The sequence below is a fragment of the Chryseobacterium sp. IT-36CA2 genome (assembly GCF_949767875.1).
Taxonomy (GTDB): domain Bacteria; phylum Bacteroidota; class Bacteroidia; order Flavobacteriales; family Weeksellaceae; genus Chryseobacterium.
This window is the reverse complement of record NZ_CATKPG010000024.1, coordinates 205,685-222,998: the sequence shown is the minus strand read 5'-3', so window position 1 is coordinate 222,998 and position 17,314 is coordinate 205,685. Positions and strand designations below refer to the sequence as shown.

Genomic DNA, 17,314 nt, shown 5'->3' with positions numbered 1-17,314 from the left:
TCCTGTTTTCAGTAAATATAAGAAAAAAATATTGAATAAAAGATTGTTTTTATGAGGTTTTGTTAATTTTTTAATATCTAAATGCTAATTTAAGATTAAGAAAAGTTAAAGAATTGAGGTTATTTTGACTTATTAAATAAAAAAATCAGATCGTGATGATCTGATTTCTATATCAATTTTAAAATGACTTGTTGATTTACCAGCCTCCGGATGCACCTCCGCCTCCAAAACTTCCGCCACCGCCGAAGCCTCCGAATCCGCCGCCACCTCCGCCGCCAGAACTTCCACCACCAAAACCGCCTCCTCCGAAGCTGCCTGGGAATGGGAAGAAACCGCCAGGGTAATTTCTGCGTCCTCTTCTGGTGATGATCACATCATCATCGTCGTCATTATTTCCGCCACGTCCACCACCTCTGTTTCCAAAAAGGATAGCAATGATGATGAAAATAATAAAAGCAATGATAAGTACCTTAAAAGCACTTCCGTTACCGGAAGGAGTTGTAGTGGCTTCAGGTTTGAATTTCCCCTGTACAGCCTCCATAATCGCTGAGGTTCCACCGTTGATTCCGTCATACCAAAGCCCTTTTTTGAAATTTGGTGTGACAATATAATCCAAGATCTGTCCTGCTACTGAAGCGGTAAGATATTGTTCTACGGCTCGCCCTTGCTGGATAGACATCGTTCTGTCTTCTGTTGCAACAAGGAAAACAACTCCGTTATCTACACCTTTTTTTCCGATTTTCCATTTCTCACCAAACATGGTTGCCAGAAAATTCACATCTTCTCCTTTGGTAGAGCGGATGATCACTACTTCAATTTCCGTCGAGGTAGAATCTGCAAATTTGATCAGTTTATTATTAAGCGCATCTTTTTCCTGCTGAGAAAGCAATCCTGCTTCATCAAAAACAGGGTAAAGAACCGCTGGCTTTTCGGGAATAGTGTATTGTGCTGATACAAATGTGTAAAAGCAGAGTAGTAAAAATGAAAATACTATTTTAAGAGAACGTAATTTCATTTGGAAGTTGGTTTGGGTTTTCTCCTTCTACAGGAAAATGTTTTTTGAGTTCAAGACCTGTTTCCAGGATGGCACTTTTCAGAGCCTGATAATAATTTCCTTTAGCAAATTCAGCGGTGATATAATCGTGAAGATGATCCCAGTAAGACTGTCTTACCTTTTCATGAATTCCGATATCGCCAATAATGGTAAGGTATTTCTGTTCGAAATTGACATGGAAAAGCACGGCATTTCTTTCAGCAGTTTTATCCATATCCAATTTTTTGAAAACATCAAATGCCGTTTTAGCATCACGGGTTTCCGTATTGGAGTCAATATGCACTCTGATTTCTCCCGTAGAATGATCTTCCGCAGACTGAATCGCTTCCACAAGGGAAGCGATCTGTTGATTTGTTAGGAAATTACCCATTATTATTTGAATGCTTCAGGGGCTTTCTCAGCACCTGCTTCAGCTTTGAAATAAGGTTTTTCTTTAAAGTTGGTGAAATTCGCCAGAATATTATTCGGGAAAGTCTTGATAGACGTGTTGTAATCTTTTGCAGCATCGTTGTAATAAACAGTTTCAGTTCTGATGCTGTTTTCGATAGCAGTGTATTCTCTTTGGAAGTTGATATACTGCTGGTCTGCCTTCAAATTAGGATAAGACTCTACTACAGCCATCAATCTGCTCAATGCTCCGGATAATTCACCCTGTGCTGCCTGGAATTTAGCAATATCAGCCTCAGTCATGTTCGTAGGGTCAATATTGATAGAAGTAGCTTTAGAACGCGCTTCTACAACCTTTGTTAAAGTTTCCTGTTCAAATTTTGAATACGATTTTACTGTTCTTTCCAGATTAGGAATAAGATTCGCTCTTTTCTGATATACAGTCTCTACATTAGACCATTTTGAATTGACAGTCTGTTCTTTTTCTACAAAGCTGTTATATCCGCTTTTTCCCCAGAAGAAGAGAATAGCCACAATGATAAGGAGGGCAATACCAATTGTTCCGGCACCCAAACATCCTTTATTTTTCATAGTTTATTTTTTTTTAAATTTTTTGTGCTAACCAAATATACAAATTATGTGCTAATTTTGTAAAAAATTATTTGAATGACAACAATAGTGGTGGCAATGGGAGAGAAAAATGAAATTGGTTTTGAAAACCAGTTACTTTGGCATCTTCCCAAAGATTTGAAACATTTTAAAGATATTACTTCAGGACATCCGATTATTATGGGAAGAAAAACATACGAAAGTATTGGAAAGCCTCTTCCGAACCGTACCAATATTGTTGTGTCAAGAAAGAAAGACTGGTTTGAGGAGGGAATCCTTATTGTAGGAAGTATCAAAGAAGCATTGAAATTTGCTAAAAAGATTGATGAAGAAGTTTTCGTTATTGGTGGAGGAAATATCTATGAACAGACTATGGATCTGGTAGACAGACTTGAAGTTACTTTGGTGAAAGCAGATCTTAAAGCAGATACATTCTTTCCTAAAATAAATGAGAAAATCTGGAAAAAAACAAGTGAAACCTGTCATGAAAAAGATGAAAAAAATGGCTATGATTTCTGTTTTCAGACGTTTGAAAGAATTAAGAGTGAATAGTTATAGGAATTCTAGCCTCTAACTTCTAGCTTCTAATCTCTAATTTATTTATCTTTGCACTTTTAAAATTTAATAATGAATAAATACATAAAAATTGCAGTAGCAGCACTTCTTATCCTGGCGGGACTTGGATTGATGATTTTTACAAGAAATCTTGGATGGGGAATTGTTGTTTTTCTTTTAGCTGCATTCCCAATCTTACTATTCTTTAAAAACGAGTATATCCTATTGGCGTTCTGGCAATTGAGAAAGCAAAATATGGAAAAGGCCGGAGAATGGTTATCAAAAATAACAGATTATAAAGGACAGCTTCATAAAACTCAATACGGATATTTCCACTATTTATCAGGATTGACACAAGCTCAGGATCACCCTGCAAAAGTAGAACCTTTCATGAAGAAAGCTTTAGAGTACGGTTTAAATATGAAGCACGACAGAGCAATGGCTACTTTAAACCTTGCAGCAGCAGCTATTTCTAAAGGAAGAAAGCAGGAAGGACAGAAATTGCTTGAAGAAGCAAAAAGATTAGACAGCGCCGGAATGATGACAGATCAGATCAAAATGATGAAAGATCAGTTGAAAATGCCGACGATGCAGAAACATATGCACAATCCTAATATGAGAAACAGAGGGAAATTCTTCTAATCAGAAAAAATAAAATTCAAAAAGCACCTGAAAAGGTGCTTTTTTTATATCTGTAATGTGAATTTTACATTTCTGAATTATGATCATAGCCATAAAACTTAGGCATCTGCCAGTGGTATTTCACAGCGAATGTTCGGATTGCCACAATCAGTAAAATAGTGAAGATTTGTATAAAAGTATAAGAAAGCGTAGTATATCTGGTCATCAACAGAAATGCTGAGCCTCCCAATATACATGCTGTAGCATAAATTTCCTTTCTGAAAATCAATGGAATTCTGTTGAGCAAAATATCTCTGATAATCCCTCCGAAACAGCCTGTAATGGTACCCAATGCGATACAGATCATAGGATGGATTCCCGCATTTAATCCTTTTTGTACACCGATAATAGTAAATAATCCAAGACCAAAGCTGTCGAAAATAAATAAGGTTACCTTAAAGTTTTTCTCAAGAGATTTGAATACCATTGAAAAAATACTGGTTACCAGAATCAGGGCACACATCAGAAGATCATGCATCCAGAATACAGGAATATCAAGTAACAGGTCTCTTACAGTTCCTCCTCCTACAGAGGTTACAAATGCAATAATAAGTACCCCAAACGGATCAAGCCGTTTCTGCATTGCTGCAAAACTTCCGGACATGGAAAAGGCAATGGTCCCAAGGACTTCTATCGCAAAGTTGAACTGTTCGTGCATAAATATTATAAATGGTAAATGATAATTGATGAATGATTTTTTGCTTAAGCAAATTCTTGACCATTATATCAATTATCATTTATCGCTTATCAAATATGGTTTTGTTTATTTCTCCACTCTCACAGAGTCCGGGACCATCAGCTCATATTCACCGCCGTGGGTAATGACTTCCCTTACAATGCTGCTGCTGATGAAAGATTTTCCTGAAGAGGTCAGTAAAAATACGGTTTCCAGTTTTTTGTGGGCCAACGTTCTGTTGGTATGAGCAATTGCTTTCTCGAATTCAAAATCGGCAGGATTTCTCAATCCTCTGATGATATACTGAGCATTTTTTTCAAAGCAGTAATCTACCGTTAAGCCTTCAAATGAATCTACTTCCACATTGGGAAATTCTGCTACAGAGTTCTGAATAAATTCCTTTCTTTTTTCAAGAGGGAACATATATTTTTTCTGAGAATTCTGTCCGATAGCAATAATTAATTTATCAAATAGCGGTGCCGCTCTTTCTATAATGTCGTAATGTCCTAGTGTAATCGGGTCAAAAGACCCCGGGAAAACAGCAATTTTCATGTTGTACGAGTTATGATGTTGAATGGTAAATTATCTGTTAAAAGCTATGAGCATAATGTATTTCTAACTTCTAACCTCTAATTTCTAACTTCTATTTTATTTATTAAGGGCTTTTTCTACTTCATTTCCACAAAGATCCATGATGGAAATTCCATAATGTTTTGCCTGTTGAGGAAGAATACTTGCAGGAGAGAATCCAGGATTGGTGTTCATTTCAAGCATATAAGGAATTCCGTTCATCAAAATAAATTCACTTCTTGAAAAACCGCTCATTCCTAATGAATTGTATGCTCTCTTGGCGATTTCTTCCACTCTTTTTGTGGTTTCTTCGTCAATTCTTGCGGGGGTAATTTCTTCAGAAGCTCCTTCGTATTTTGCTTCATAATCGAAGAATTCATTGGTAGGAACAATTTCTGTGATTCCTAAAACGATAGTTTCTCCTTTAAAATCAATAACTCCCACAGATACTTCCATGCCATCCAGGAAGCTTTCAATCAGGATTTCATCATCTTCTTTGAATGCAATTTCAGTAGCAGCGATCAGTTCTGATTTTTCTTTTACTTTGGAAATTCCCAGAGAAGATCCGGACTGATTGGGTTTTACAAATAGTGGGAGGTTGAGTTCTGATACAATCTCATCTACATTGATATCTTCACCTTTTCTTAGATAAATGCTTTTTGCGGAAGGAATTCCATATTTTGATAATACAGCAAGAGTATCTTTTTTATTAAAAGTAAGGGCACTCTGATAAAAATCACAACCTGTATATTTTTGACCAATAGCATCCCAGTATGCCTGAAGAATCCCATTTTCTCCCGGAGTTCCGTGGATGATATTGAAACATGCATCAAATTTTAAAGTTTCTCCATTATCTAAAGTCACAGAAAAATCTCCTCTGTTGATGGCATATTTTTTATCATTCTCACCTAAAAAATACCATTCATCTTTAAGGACTACTACTTTATATACATCATAGAGATTTCTGTCTAAAGAATCATAAATCAATTGTCCGCTTTTTAAAGAAACGACATATTCATCAGAATAGCCCCCCATTACTACGGCAACACTTTTTTTGTTCATAACCATATAGTATCAATTAAGGCAAATTTAATCATTTTATGTAATGCAATATGGGAAATCCACAAATTTTAAAGTCAAAAATGAATTGTGTTAAATAAAAAGTCCATTCTAAAATTATTAGCTATATTTGCGGTTATAATTAAAGTATTTTTAAGTATGCTTAAATCACTTTTCAATTGGAAAGTTTTACTCAATTTAGTAGTAGCCATCGGTATTTTCGTAGGGCTTGTGTGGCTTACATTTCGATGGTTGGAGTACCATACTAACCACGGTCAGGAAATTCCTGTTCCCAATATTGTAAATAAATCGGTACATGACGCCGTAAAAATATTAGATGATACAGGGCTGGAATATGAAGTAGACAGTGCCAATTACGACCCGAAATACAGACCTTTCCAGGTGCTGATGGTATATCCTGCACCAGGTTCCCGTGTAAAGGACGGAAGAACGGTAACCCTTAAAGTAAACCCTAGAACATGGGCTCCTATTGCAATTCCAAATGTTATCAACAAATATTCAGGACTTGCCTTCCAGAGATTGGATCAGGTAGGACTTAAAATCGGAGATACTATTTATGAACCTAGTATTCAGAAAGATGCTCTTTTAAGAATATTATATAAAGGAAATGCAGTAAACCCGGGAACCCGTATCCCTAGATTCTCTATTATTGATGTAGTGGTAGGATCTGGCCCGATGAGAAATATTTCCATTCCTAATGTTGTAGGACTTACGGTAAAAGAAGCGAGAGCAGTAATTACCAAAAGTATGTTTGAAGTAGGATTGGTGGAACATGAAGATGGCAGCAAAGATGAATCTGATATTATCTATTATCAGGATCCTGCTTCCGGAGATGTTCGTGATCAGGGAATGCAGATTGACCTTTGGGCAAGTAAGAAAACTCCAGCGGAGCTGAGAGGAAAAATAGATCAGCTGAATTCTATCTATAGAATGAAAGTGGATACTTCACTTCCTCCGGTACGATATGAAGAAGTACATAATGAGCCAAGTTATGATGCTCCGCCAGTACCAGCTCCTGCTCCTAGAAGAGAAACTCCAAAACCTGAAGTACCGAAAACTGAGACTCCAAAACCTCAGACCACAACTTCTAAACCTGCAGGTCAGAGTACAGAGAAGCCTAAAACTTCTACCAATACTCCTGCTACAGGAAGTACAGCCAAGCCGGCTGCTTCAACAACGACACAACAGCCTGTTCAAAAGCCAAAAGCTAAGAAGGTAGTCGTAGAATAAGATCAGATTAATATCAAAAATACAGGCTTCAACTATAAAATGTTGAAGCCTTTTGTGTAAAAAATATAAAACAATGTCAGAAGATAACGAAGATTTTTTAGATGAAGAATTATTAGATTCCAACAGTATTGAAAACATCGATATTGATGAGGAAAATAAAGGATTGTATGAACATCTTAATATCACTGTGGACAGCAAACAGGAACCATTAAGGATTGATAAGTTCCTTTTAGTATACAGACAGAATTCTTCAAGAAATAAAATTTCACAGACCTGCAGAGCCGGAAACGTTATTGTGAACGGAATTGCGGTGAAGCAGAACTATCGCGTAAAACCGGGAGATCAGATCTCTGTATTGCTTACTCATCCACCAAGAGAGAATGTTATTATTCCTCAGGATATTCCTGTGAATATTATTTATGAAGATGATGATCTTGTTGTAGTAGATAAGGAACCCGGAATGGTAGTACACCCTGGATTCGGAAACTGGGATGGAACATTGGTAAATGCACTGGCGTTCCATTTTGAAAAGAATGGTGAAAAATCTGATCTTGACAGAGTGGGACTTGTTCACAGGATTGATAAAGATACATCAGGCCTGCTGGTGATTGCCAAGAATGAATATGCATTGAGCTTTCTGGCAAAACAATTCTTTAACCGTACTACAAAAAGGCTGTATTGGGCTTTTGTATGGGGAAATATGCAGGATGATGAAGGCACCATAAGAGGCCATATCGGAAGACATCCTAAAAACAGAATGCAGATGTCCGTTTATGAGGACGGAAGTCAGGGAAAGCACGCTGTGACGCATTATAAAGTTCTTGAAAGATTCAAATACATGACCTGGGTAGAATGTAAACTTGAGACCGGAAGAACGCATCAGATCAGGGCGCATTTCAGGCACATCGGGCATACTTTGTTCAATGATGAAAGATATGAAGGTCATACGCCTTTAAGAGGGGTAAATCTTCCGAAATACAAGCAATTTATAAAAAATGTTTTCGAGATTTTGCCAAGACACGCTCTTCATGCCCATACCCTTGGATTTATACACCCGACGACAAAAAAGGAATTATATTTTGAGAGCCCAATGCCCAAAGATATGGCGGATGCCGTAAAAAAATGGAGAAATTATTTAGAAAACTAAAAATATATTGAGAATTTTTTTATATTTGTTGAATTGAAATCAAGATTTGTTATGAGAAAACTATATGCTATCGTATGTTTAGCTCTTTTGTCAAATGCATACAAAGCACAAGAATCACTACCATACTATCAGCAATATCTTTTGGATGGTGAGTTCCTGTTCAACCCAGCTCAATACGGAAAAACAGATTACGTACAGCTCAACGCCAATTATCAACAACAATTTTCAAAGTTCAACAATTCTCCGAATGTACAGTCAATCGGGATTAACGCGAATATCTTTGATAGAGTAGGTGCTGGTATTTCCGTGTTTAGAGATAGCAACGGACCTATTTCTGCAGGGGGAATTACAGCTGGTGCTTCATATTTTATTCCTCTAAGTAGTGAAGGAGACAGAAAAGACCAGTTCTCTTTCGGTACTAGTGTTAACTTCTATAACATGAACTTTGATTATTCTAAAATTAATACTGAAGAAGGAGGTGACCCGTTATTAAGAGGTGAAGAAAGTAATATCTTCATGGTGTATGCCAACTTCGGTTTGGCTGCTACCTACAGAGGTTTATTCGGAGGTGTTTCCGTAAATGATATTGCATTAAGTAATGATGCTTCTATCGTAAACAACTACGAGCCTTCTCCAATTAAGTTCTTTTTAAACTTAGGATATAACTGGAACATTGCTGACAATATTACCATTGCACCATCAGCATTGATTAACCTTAATACAAACTCAACGAGAATGATCGACTGGAACCTAATGGCGACTTTCTCTAATGATATCAACGCATTCTCTTTCGGGGTAAGCTACAGAACGGTTCAGAACAGATTTGACAATCAGAACCTGAGTATCTCTCCAATTGTAAAAGTAAGATTCAACAAATTCATGATTGGAGCTACTTATAACCTTGGAATCTCTGATATCCAGAGCTATGGTGGAAACAGCTTCATGATTGGTCTGGGTTATAACTTTGACAACTTCATTAATGCTAGAGGATTTAGATACTAATTGATTTAATTTAAATAAATTTGAGCTCTGAAATTTTTCAGAGCTTTTTTTATGATATATATTCACATTCCGTTCTGTAAACAAAAATGCAGTTATTGTAACTTTCACTTTTCAACATCCCTGAATTTTAAGGATGAAATGCTTCGTGCGATGAAAACTGAAATACTATTGAGAAAAAATGAGTTGCAGAACAAAAACTTGAAATCTCTGTACTTTGGAGGAGGAACACCTTCTATTCTTTCTGTGGATGAGATCAGTTCCTTGATAGATGAAGTATTAAAATATTTCAGTTTTGAAAAAGATATAGAAGTCACTCTGGAAGCTAATCCGGATGATCTGGATAAAAATTTCTTAAAACAGCTTGCAGGAACACCAGTAAACAGACTTTCCATTGGTACTCAAAGTTTTTTTGAAGAAGATTTAAAATTGATGAATAGAGCTCACAGTGCTTCCGAGGCAGAAAGTTCTATCAAAAGGGCTCAGGATTTTGGCTTTGAAAACCTGAGTATTGATCTTATATACGGTTCACCCACTTCCAATCTTGAGATCTGGAAAGAAAATCTCAATAAAACCATTGCTCTGGAAGTTCCTCATATTTCCTCTTATGCATTGACGGTAGAACCCAAAACGGCATTAGAAAACTGGATATCAAAAGGGAAAATAAAAAGCCCTAAAGAAGAAGAGCAAAACAGAGAATTCTATTACTTATCTGACTTTTTAAAAGATAATGGTTTTGAACATTATGAAGTTTCCAATTTTGCAAAACCTGGTTTCTACTCACGCCACAATTCCGCGTATTGGAAATACCAGGAATATCTTGGAATAGGGCCTTCAGCACATTCTTATAACGGATTTGATGTCAGAAGCTGGAATGTAGCCAATAATCAGCAATACATTAAAAAACTTAATGATAAACTTCTTGCCAAAGAGGAAGAAATTCTTTCCAAGGAAGATCAGTTTAATGAAATGATCATGATCGGCTTACGAACCATTTGGGGCGTAGATCTGGAAAGTTTAAAAAATAAATTTTCAGATAGAGAACTGGAGCATTTTCAAGCAGAAATCAAACCGAAAATAGAAGACGGAATTTTACTTATTGAAAATGGTCATTTAAAAATCCCTGAGAAACACTGGTTTATGGCAGACGGAATTGCTTCAGATTTGTTTATAGTATAATGTTTGGATGTATACAGTATGCCATAAAATTCACTATTTTTGTATAAAATTTCAACTCATTTGAAAACGAAAAAACAAGATTATTCACATCTTTCACCAAGCCAGCCTATCGGAATTTTCGACAGTGGGGTAGGAGGTCTTACCGTTGCCAAAGAAATTAAAAGACTTCTTCCTAACGAAGATCTGATCTACTTTGGAGATACTAAGCATCTTCCGTACGGAGAAAAGTCCAAGGATGCGATTATTGAATATTCTACCAAGATTACTAATTTTCTGCTGGAGCAGAACTGTAAAGCAATTGTAATTGCCTGTAATACGGCAACGGCTAATGCTTTGAATGAGGTTATGCAGTCAGTTGCAGGAAAAGTACCGGTCATAGACGTTATTAATCCCGTTGCTGAAAAGGTATCTTATGAAATCCATACTAATGTAGGAGTGATTGCTACCAAAGCAACTGTGAATTCAGGATTGTATAAAAAGAGCATCCGAAAACATAATAAATGGATCAAAGTAGACGAACTGGCTACACCATTATTGGTTCCTGCTATTGAAGAAGGTTTTAAAAATCATCCGATAACGCACGCTATTATTTATAACTATTTAAGTAATAATAAATTAAAGAATATTGAAACGTTGATTTTGGGATGTACCCATTATCCTCTTTTAATAGATGAAATCAAACAGTATTACGGAAACAGAGTTCGTGTAATAGACTCTCCGAATATTGTAGCCAATCATTTGAAGATCATTTTGGATAAGTATAATCTTTTAAATGATCATAATTCAAAACCGAATTATCATTTCTATCTTTCCGATATTACCAAGAATTTTGAAAAAATCTCCAAGAAATTCTTCGGAAAAACAATTGATTTAGAATTGAAAGTACTATAAATAAAAAAGTCTGCTATTTAGAGCAGACTTTTTTATTAGTGTTCTTTGTGAAATAATTTGTGAAATTCGTGTTTAAAATTACGCCTCCACAATTACCTTTTCAGCATTCAATCTTTTCTTCGGATTAAATTTAGGCTGGTTGGCATCTGCTTCATCTCTTTCCCCGATGGCTACAGCAAATAACGTCTCATATTTTTCATTATTCAGGATAGTGTCATATTCTTCAGGTTCAATTCCCTCCATTGGAGTAGAATCTATTCCCATTGCTGCGCAGGCAGACAAAAGTACTCCTAATGATAAATAGACCTGATGTCCCAACCATGATTTTATAGCCTCTTCACCTTTAGGTTTTACCATCGTTCTATAATAATTAACAGAGCCTTCCGGAAGATTTTCTTCAATTTGTTTTTCAAAGCTTTCTATGTTTTTGATCACTTGGAAAACAATAACATGGCTGCTATCCAACACTTTTTCTTTATTAAAGTAAGACTTATCACCCAATTGTTTCTTCAGTTCCGGATCATTTACGAAAATAAAGTTCCAAGGCTGGCTGTTTATGGATGAAGGACTTAAATTTAAAATCTCCTGAAGCGTTGCAATTTGTTCTTCACTGATTTTTCCCTGTGGGTTATACTTTTTTACAGTATACCTGTTTTTCATTTTGTCTAAAAAGTTCATAATTTTATACTATCATTTTTATAGTTACAAAAGTAATTTAAGTTTATTAACTTTGCAATAACGGTAAAAAATGATAGTATAAAAATGTATACAATAGATAATAAATCCTATCCCTGCTGCACCAGTGTTACCATGAAGTTTATAGGAGGGAAATGGAAAGCAGTAATTTTGCACCATCTTATTAGTGGAGCTAAGCGGTATAATGAGATAAGAAAATCAATTCCGACCATTACAGAAAGGACATTAAGTTTACAGCTAAAGCAGTTGGAAGAAGACGGAATTGTAGAAAGAAAAGTTTTTACGGAAAAACCTCCTTTAGTGGTGGAATATGAATTGACAGACTTTGGAAAAACGCTTTTGCCTGTTCTGGAAGCGATCACAAAATGGGGCGAAGCCGCTCCGGTTATCTCAAAAAAAATAATCAGGAATTAAAGTTCCTGATTATCTTCTTTATTCGGTTCAAAAAAACTGAAACTTACATTTCCGTATTTTCGGGTATCTATTAAATTGGGATGATCCAGCTTCATACGGCTTTGATGCTCTACAATAAGAACTCCGTTTTCTTTAAGGTACTTATTGTTTAAAACCAGAGAAATCAGTTCGTGATACTTTTTCTCTTCCATTTCAAAAGGGGCATCAGAGAAAACAATCTCAAATGATTTTTTATTTCTGAATTTTTTTAGCCAGTCAAATACATCACCTCTCTGCATATTGATCTGAAGTGCCATATCAAGTTCTGCTGCTGTAGAATTGATAAATGCTGTATGCTTTGGATTCAATTCCACAGAAGTAATATTCTGGCATCCTCTGGAAGCAAATTCAAGGGTAATAGAGCCAATTCCGGCAAAAAGATCAAGCACGGAGATGGATTGCATATCGTATTTGTTTTCCAGAATGCTGAATAAAGCCTCCTTCGCAAAATCGGTGGTAGGTCTTACATCAAAGTTTTTGGGAGCGGCAATTTTTTTGGCTTTCCATTTGCCTGATATGATTCTGAACATATTTTTGTTAGGGTTTAGGTTGTAGATTATAGGTGGCAGGTGATTGTGTTTAGGATCTAATTCCTATTACCTGCGGCCTGCAACCTAGTTAAGTATAAAATTCTTATTTGGAATATTGTCAAAAACAATTTTCAGGTTTTTAACAAATTTCTGAAGTTCGGAGATGAATGTTTCATTTTCTGTAGTTTCTCCATAAGCATAAAAAGTAGTTTCATTGATTCCAAAACCTATTTTGCTCAATGTAAACATGATGAAATAAAGGAAATCTACTTCAGAGTTGACATCCAGATTATTATAAAGGATGATTTTTTTATTGTCAATCGCAAAAAACTCACACTGGTTATGGTAAAGATTGATATGAATTTCCTTATTGGTTTTATTATTGATCGAACTTAGGAACTTTTCTCCGGAGAAATTAAAATGAACCGGTATTGCCAGCTCTTTTATTTTTTTATAATAATTTTTCGGGAAAGTATAATAAAACTGAATGTTGAATTTTTTGTTGATAGAAAGCATCAGTTCTTCCTGTTCTCTGTTGGCAGGAGCATTGAAGGCAATCAGATCAAATCCTGCCTCATGCTCAGAAAAACCTTCCGGCATCAGGGTAAAATGATTAAATGCTGAAATTACCTGGATCTCATCAAAGCGCTGCTTAATAAGAACCTCGTCCAGTTTTTGCTCAATAAGATTGGCTGGTGTCTCTTCAGTCACGAAATAAGACTTTTCCTCCAGAATGTTTTTGTTTTTAACAATCTGATAGATTAATCCGTCTTTGGTAAAAAGTAAATTAAGTACGTTCATATTTCAATTCCTGCAAATTTAGTGAAATTCTACCATTACCGCACCCGATTGATGGTGAAGTATTTCCTTATTATAAAAATCAATATTGACCTGGCTTTCCAAAACGTCCCGAACCATCCTCTGCAAAGTGCCATCGCCAATGCCATGAACAATTTCCAGCCTCTTCAGGTTGTTCCTTCTGCAAAATTCAATCACCTCAATCAGTTTTTCCTTTTGAATAAACAGTCTTTCAAAGCTGTCGTAATCATTGGGGTTCTTTACCAAATTATGAAAATGCAGGTCTAAAACCAAATGATTTTTCTGATGTTTCTTAGAAATCACTTTTTTAGGTTCTGCTTTTCTTACTACTCTCATATTTTCATAGAGATCAGCATCCTTAGGAACCAGTTTTTCTTTTGGATATTGATGGGTAAAGCCATATTCATCTTTAAAAACGACAATATTTCCCTTGACGGAAGTAATTACTCCGCTTAAATCTTCATCTACTACCGAAACTTTGTCGCCGATCTTCATAATTTTTTAAGAATTGTCTGAATCCATTATTGGTGCAAAGGTAAAAAGTAAAACGTATAGAAAACAAACTCCTTTACGCTCAAACCCCTCCAACTCTTATAGGCTCTCACTCATCAAACTCTCGGTCCCAGTTCAATCACTTCCAGATCTTTGATTTCCTCACCGTCTACCACAAAGCGCATCATGGTTCTTACTTTATGCCATCCCTGTTTTCCACAGGCACCGGGATTTAGATGAAGAAGCTTATTTTTCTCGTCATACATCGCTTTCAAAATATGAGAGTGCCCTGAAATAAACAATTTCGGAGCTTTTTCTGCAATTTCTTTCTTTGTGAGTGGGGTATATTTTCCGGGATACCCTCCGATGTGGATCATCAAAACTTCCAGCTTTTCACAAAAGAAACGGTTTACTTCAGGAAATTCAGCTTGAATTTTAGCGTTATCAATGTTTCCGTAGACTCCTTTTAAAGGTTTTATTTTTTCCAGCTGTTCAATTACATCCAGACTTCCGAAATCTCCGCAATGCCATATTTCATCAGCCTGAGAAGCATATTCCAGAATTCTGTCATCAATATACGAATGAGAGTCGGAGAGGAGAAGAACTTTTGTCATTATCTAAGGGTTCTTTCAGTGATATTTTCGTGGTATTTATCTTTGAATATTGCTACGCGGTCAGGATTAAGTTCTCCATCATGATTGATTACTCTTTCTTTCAGTAACCATTTTACCAGCTTTTCCATTCCTTTTTTGGAATTCATGAAATTGGAGATTTTGCCTAGGTCAGTAGATTCTACTTTTGTTTTTTCTGTGAGAAAATTCAGAATAAAATAATCATCACTTACATATCTTGGAGTTTCATTATCCATGTATCGGTAAAGGAGGATTTCCTCATCATCTTTCATCGAGAAGAATGAATACTGTGCCACGTTGATCTTTTCAGCTTTCAGGATCTGTTTTCCATCCAGTAAAACTTTATTGTCTTTGATGGTGACATCCTGAGAAAAATATAAATTACAGCTTATCATCAGTAAGAAGAAAGCCAATAACCTTTTTATTGTCATTTTTACTATTATTTTTTAAGATTGCAAATATAAAGAAGCATTCATCAATTCATAGGAGATTTTAGTCCGTAATATTTTTTGTTTTCCTGATAGAATCCAGTTTCTTTTCAATATCCGCGCTGAAAACTTTTTTTAATTTCAATTGATTCTCTGTAAGTTTTGAAATCACAAAAGTACCGGTCATATTGGTATTGTAAGGAAATAGTATAGTCAGTGTAGAATCTGAAGCTTTTTTCCAGCTTCCGATATAACGGTCTGGTTTTTCATTTTTTTTAGTTACAGGTTCCTCCAGAGCATCATACCTCAAGGTAGATTTAATGAGATTCCCAGTTATTTTTCCGTTTTTCTGAAATCTTATTCCTTCTCTTCTTGCTTCAAAGCCATCCTGTTTTTCATAGGTATAAATATAGGAATCCATTTTACTGAGATTCCAAGTTTGCAAAAGAAAAGGATTGGCAGTTTTGTCCTGGGCTTTGATACCAATAATAGCGAAAAAAGAGAAAATACAGATACAAATAGGCTTTTTCATGAATACAACTGATTTATTGTAAAGTTTTAACATTGCTAAAATTAGCATCGCTTAATATTTAGTAAATTTGGGAAAATTAAAATAAACAATGAAACAGAAACTTTCTTTTTTCATTTTTCTTTTAACCGTAGGATTGGCGAATGCGCAGGTTGAAGAAAAAAAACTGGACGAACTGATCCAAAATACCCTGAAAACCTTTGATGTACCTGGAATGTCTGTAGGGATTGTGAAAGATGGCAAAATGATCTATTCCAAAGGTTTTGGTGTACGTTCTCTTACTTCTAAAAAGCCTATGGATGATAATACATTAGTAGGTATTGCTTCCAATTCTAAAGGTTTTACGTGTACAGCATTAGCAATATTAGCGGATGAAGGAAAACTGAACTGGGATGATAAAGTTTCAAAATATATTCCTGAGTTCCAAATGTATGACCCCTACGTTTCTCAAAATGTAACGATCAAAGATCTTATCACACATAGAGCAGGATTAGGCCTTGGTCAGGGAGATCTTATGTTTTTTCCGGAAGGAGGAAGCATGACAGTGAATGATATCGTTCACAATGTGAGATACCTTAAACCAGAGAATCCATTCCGAACAAAACTGGATTATAATAATATCATGTTTATTGTAGCCGGAGAAGTGATTCACAGAGTTTCCGGATTAAGCTGGGCAGAATTTATTGAACAGAGAATTATGAAACCTGTAGGAATGACTTCAAGTTTCGGAAGTTACAACAGAGCAAAAACTATAGCCAATAAAATTGATGCACACGCTCCGGTAGACGGAAAAGCAATCGCGGTTCCTCATGACTGGAACGAGACAGGCAATGCTGCAGGAGGAATCATGAGTAATATCAAAGATATGACAACCTGGGCAGAATGTCTATTGAATAACTTCACCACAAAAGACGGGAAAAAGCTGGTTTCTGATAAGAATGTTCAACAACTTTGGAGCCTTCAGATTCCAGACAGAGTAGCTGCGAAGAATCCTTATGATACAAGTTTTTACGGATATGGTTTAGGCTGGTTCCTAAGTGATGTTAAAGGTCACAAACAAGTACAACATACCGGAGGTTTGATTGGTACGGTAACTCAGTTTACTTTAATTCCGGATATGAAACTAGGGATTGTCGTATTGACAAACCAGCAGTCCGGTGCCGCTTTTAATACCATTACGAATACTGTTAAAGATTCTTATCTTGGTGTAGCAGATAGAAACTGGCTGAAAACATACGGCGACAGAATGTCTAAAATGGAAGCAGAATTTAATAAGCAGAAGAAAGATGCTTTTGCAAAATCTGAAGCATTCAAAAAAGAAAAATCTCTGCAGCCAAAGGCAGAGCAGTTTACAGGAACCTATAATGACGTTTGGTTTGGTGATGTAGAAATTGCCCAGCAGGGAAAAACGTACAGAATTTCATGTAAAAACTCTCCAAGATTAAAAGGAGAATTACTTCCTTATTCCAACAATTCTTTTATCATTAAATGGGACGACAGAAGCTATGATGCCGATGCTTATATTATTTTCAACTATGATGAAAACGGAAAAGCAGAATCTGCAAAATTGAAAGCGATCTCTGATGTGACGGATTTCAGTTTTGATTTTGATGATCTGGATTTGAAGAAGAAGTAAAAAGCGAAAGCATAAAAGATATTCTATGAAGAACGGGCATT

The 17,314-nt window shown here is 35.8% G+C and carries 22 protein-coding genes; 9 read left to right on the top strand and 13 right to left on the bottom strand.

Annotation, left to right across the window (positions count from 1 at the left end; translation table 11 throughout):
- Window positions 1–196: 196 nt before the first annotated feature.
- From ACM6F9_RS20230 to ACM6F9_RS20220, 3 genes are read right to left on the bottom strand one after another with little or no spacing between them, the layout of a single operon-like run.
- Window positions 197–1,015, bottom strand: coding sequence for a TPM domain-containing protein (locus ACM6F9_RS20230; protein WP_414847337.1), 819 nt, complete (start codon window positions 1,013–1,015; stop codon window positions 197–199).
- Window positions 996–1,424: a TPM domain-containing protein gene (locus ACM6F9_RS20225; RefSeq protein ID WP_185126224.1), complete on the bottom strand. Its 429-nt coding sequence runs from the start codon at window positions 1,422–1,424 to the stop codon at window positions 996–998. Before ACM6F9_RS20225 ends, ACM6F9_RS20230 begins: the two co-directional genes overlap by 20 nt.
- 2 nt (window positions 1,425–1,426) lie before the next feature.
- A complete protein-coding gene (locus tag ACM6F9_RS20220) occupies window positions 1,427–2,032 on the bottom strand; it encodes a LemA family protein (protein ID WP_105704105.1) in 606 nt (201 codons plus the stop codon).
- Between the two features lie 75 nt (window positions 2,033–2,107).
- Here ACM6F9_RS20220 and ACM6F9_RS20215 point away from each other — a divergent pair, with 75 nt between their 5' ends.
- Window positions 2,108–2,602: a dihydrofolate reductase gene (locus ACM6F9_RS20215; protein ID WP_414847336.1), complete on the top strand. Its 495-nt coding sequence runs from the start codon at window positions 2,108–2,110 to the stop codon at window positions 2,600–2,602.
- Between the two features lie 75 nt (window positions 2,603–2,677).
- Entirely contained in the window at window positions 2,678–3,247 is a 570-nt protein-coding gene (locus ACM6F9_RS20210) for a hypothetical protein (RefSeq protein ID WP_105704103.1), read from the top strand.
- 64 nt (window positions 3,248–3,311) lie between these two features.
- Here the strand turns inward: ACM6F9_RS20210 and ACM6F9_RS20205 are convergent, their stop codons facing one another.
- From ACM6F9_RS20205 to ACM6F9_RS20195, 3 genes are all read right to left on the bottom strand, one after another.
- The gene (locus ACM6F9_RS20205; RefSeq protein WP_414847335.1) at window positions 3,312–3,944 is read right to left on the bottom strand and encodes a trimeric intracellular cation channel family protein; all 633 of its coding nucleotides are present in this window, start codon (window positions 3,942–3,944) and stop codon (window positions 3,312–3,314) included.
- Window positions 3,945–4,049: 105 nt separating this feature from the next.
- Window positions 4,050–4,514 (bottom strand): pantetheine-phosphate adenylyltransferase, encoded by a 465-nt coding sequence (coaD, locus tag ACM6F9_RS20200; protein WP_105704101.1) that lies wholly within the window; start codon window positions 4,512–4,514, stop codon window positions 4,050–4,052.
- Window positions 4,515–4,610: 96 nt separating this feature from the next.
- Window positions 4,611–5,594: a D-alanine--D-alanine ligase gene (locus tag ACM6F9_RS20195; RefSeq protein WP_414847334.1), complete on the bottom strand. Its 984-nt coding sequence runs from the start codon at window positions 5,592–5,594 to the stop codon at window positions 4,611–4,613.
- A 156-nt stretch (window positions 5,595–5,750) separates the two neighbouring features.
- Here ACM6F9_RS20195 and ACM6F9_RS20190 point away from each other — a divergent pair, with 156 nt between their 5' ends.
- From ACM6F9_RS20190 to murI, 5 genes are all read left to right on the top strand, one after another.
- A complete protein-coding gene (locus ACM6F9_RS20190) occupies window positions 5,751–6,842 on the top strand; it encodes a PASTA domain-containing protein (protein ID WP_414847333.1) in 1,092 nt (363 codons plus the stop codon).
- A 73-nt stretch (window positions 6,843–6,915) separates the two neighbouring features.
- Window positions 6,916–7,989 carry an RluA family pseudouridine synthase gene (locus ACM6F9_RS20185; protein WP_414847332.1) on the top strand — a complete coding sequence of 358 codons (1,074 nt, stop codon included), beginning with the start codon at window positions 6,916–6,918 and terminating at the stop codon, window positions 7,987–7,989.
- Window positions 7,990–8,040: 51 nt separating this feature from the next.
- On the top strand, window positions 8,041–8,991 hold the full coding sequence (locus tag ACM6F9_RS20180; RefSeq protein WP_047377725.1) for a PorP/SprF family type IX secretion system membrane protein: 951 nt from the start codon (window positions 8,041–8,043) through the stop codon (window positions 8,989–8,991).
- Window positions 8,992–9,042: 51 nt separating this feature from the next.
- A complete protein-coding gene (gene hemW, locus ACM6F9_RS20175; protein WP_414847331.1) occupies window positions 9,043–10,167 on the top strand; it encodes a radical SAM family heme chaperone HemW in 1,125 nt (374 codons plus the stop codon).
- A gap of 60 nt (window positions 10,168–10,227) precedes the next feature.
- Window positions 10,228–11,058, top strand: coding sequence for a glutamate racemase (gene murI / locus ACM6F9_RS20170; protein ID WP_105704130.1), 831 nt, complete (start codon window positions 10,228–10,230; stop codon window positions 11,056–11,058).
- Between the two features lie 78 nt (window positions 11,059–11,136).
- Here murI and ACM6F9_RS20165 read toward each other — a convergent pair whose 3' ends face one another.
- Window positions 11,137–11,736, bottom strand: a complete 600-nt coding sequence (locus ACM6F9_RS20165; RefSeq protein ID WP_414847330.1) for a nitroreductase family protein — start codon at window positions 11,734–11,736, stop codon at window positions 11,137–11,139.
- 84 nt (window positions 11,737–11,820) lie between these two features.
- Between ACM6F9_RS20165 and ACM6F9_RS20160 the strand changes: the two genes are divergently transcribed.
- Entirely contained in the window at window positions 11,821–12,168 is a 348-nt protein-coding gene (locus ACM6F9_RS20160) for a winged helix-turn-helix transcriptional regulator (RefSeq protein WP_414847329.1), read from the top strand.
- Here the strand turns inward: ACM6F9_RS20160 and ACM6F9_RS20155 are convergent.
- The 6 genes from ACM6F9_RS20155 to ACM6F9_RS20130 all read right to left on the bottom strand — a co-directional run bounded on the left by ACM6F9_RS20155 (window position 12,165) and on the right by ACM6F9_RS20130 (window position 15,640).
- On the bottom strand, window positions 12,165–12,737 hold the full coding sequence (locus ACM6F9_RS20155; protein ID WP_414847328.1) for an RsmD family RNA methyltransferase: 573 nt from the start codon (window positions 12,735–12,737) through the stop codon (window positions 12,165–12,167). The two genes, ACM6F9_RS20160 and ACM6F9_RS20155, sit on opposite strands and share 4 nt — an antisense overlap.
- Before the next feature lie 84 nt (window positions 12,738–12,821).
- On the bottom strand, window positions 12,822–13,538 hold the full coding sequence (locus ACM6F9_RS20150; RefSeq protein ID WP_414847327.1) for a DUF3822 family protein: 717 nt from the start codon (window positions 13,536–13,538) through the stop codon (window positions 12,822–12,824).
- 18 nt (window positions 13,539–13,556) lie between these two features.
- The gene (locus ACM6F9_RS20145; RefSeq protein WP_414847326.1) at window positions 13,557–14,051 is read right to left on the bottom strand and encodes a Smr/MutS family protein; all 495 of its coding nucleotides are present in this window, start codon (window positions 14,049–14,051) and stop codon (window positions 13,557–13,559) included.
- 113 nt (window positions 14,052–14,164) lie between these two features.
- The gene (locus ACM6F9_RS20140; protein ID WP_414847325.1) at window positions 14,165–14,662 is read right to left on the bottom strand and encodes a metallophosphoesterase family protein; all 498 of its coding nucleotides are present in this window, start codon (window positions 14,660–14,662) and stop codon (window positions 14,165–14,167) included.
- Window positions 14,662–15,111 carry a hypothetical protein gene (locus ACM6F9_RS20135; RefSeq protein ID WP_414847324.1) on the bottom strand — a complete coding sequence of 150 codons (450 nt, stop codon included), beginning with the start codon at window positions 15,109–15,111 and terminating at the stop codon, window positions 14,662–14,664. The genes ACM6F9_RS20140 and ACM6F9_RS20135 overlap by 1 nt, the downstream gene beginning before the upstream one ends.
- 61 nt (window positions 15,112–15,172) lie before the next feature.
- Complete coding sequence (locus tag ACM6F9_RS20130; RefSeq protein ID WP_414847323.1) at window positions 15,173–15,640, bottom strand: hypothetical protein; 468 nt, start codon at window positions 15,638–15,640, stop codon at window positions 15,173–15,175.
- 88 nt (window positions 15,641–15,728) lie between these two features.
- On the opposite strand from ACM6F9_RS20130, the gene ACM6F9_RS20125 reads away from it, so the two are divergent.
- Window positions 15,729–17,273 carry a serine hydrolase gene (locus ACM6F9_RS20125; RefSeq protein WP_414847322.1) on the top strand — a complete coding sequence of 515 codons (1,545 nt, stop codon included), beginning with the start codon at window positions 15,729–15,731 and terminating at the stop codon, window positions 17,271–17,273.
- Window positions 17,274–17,314: the final 41 nt, after the last annotated feature.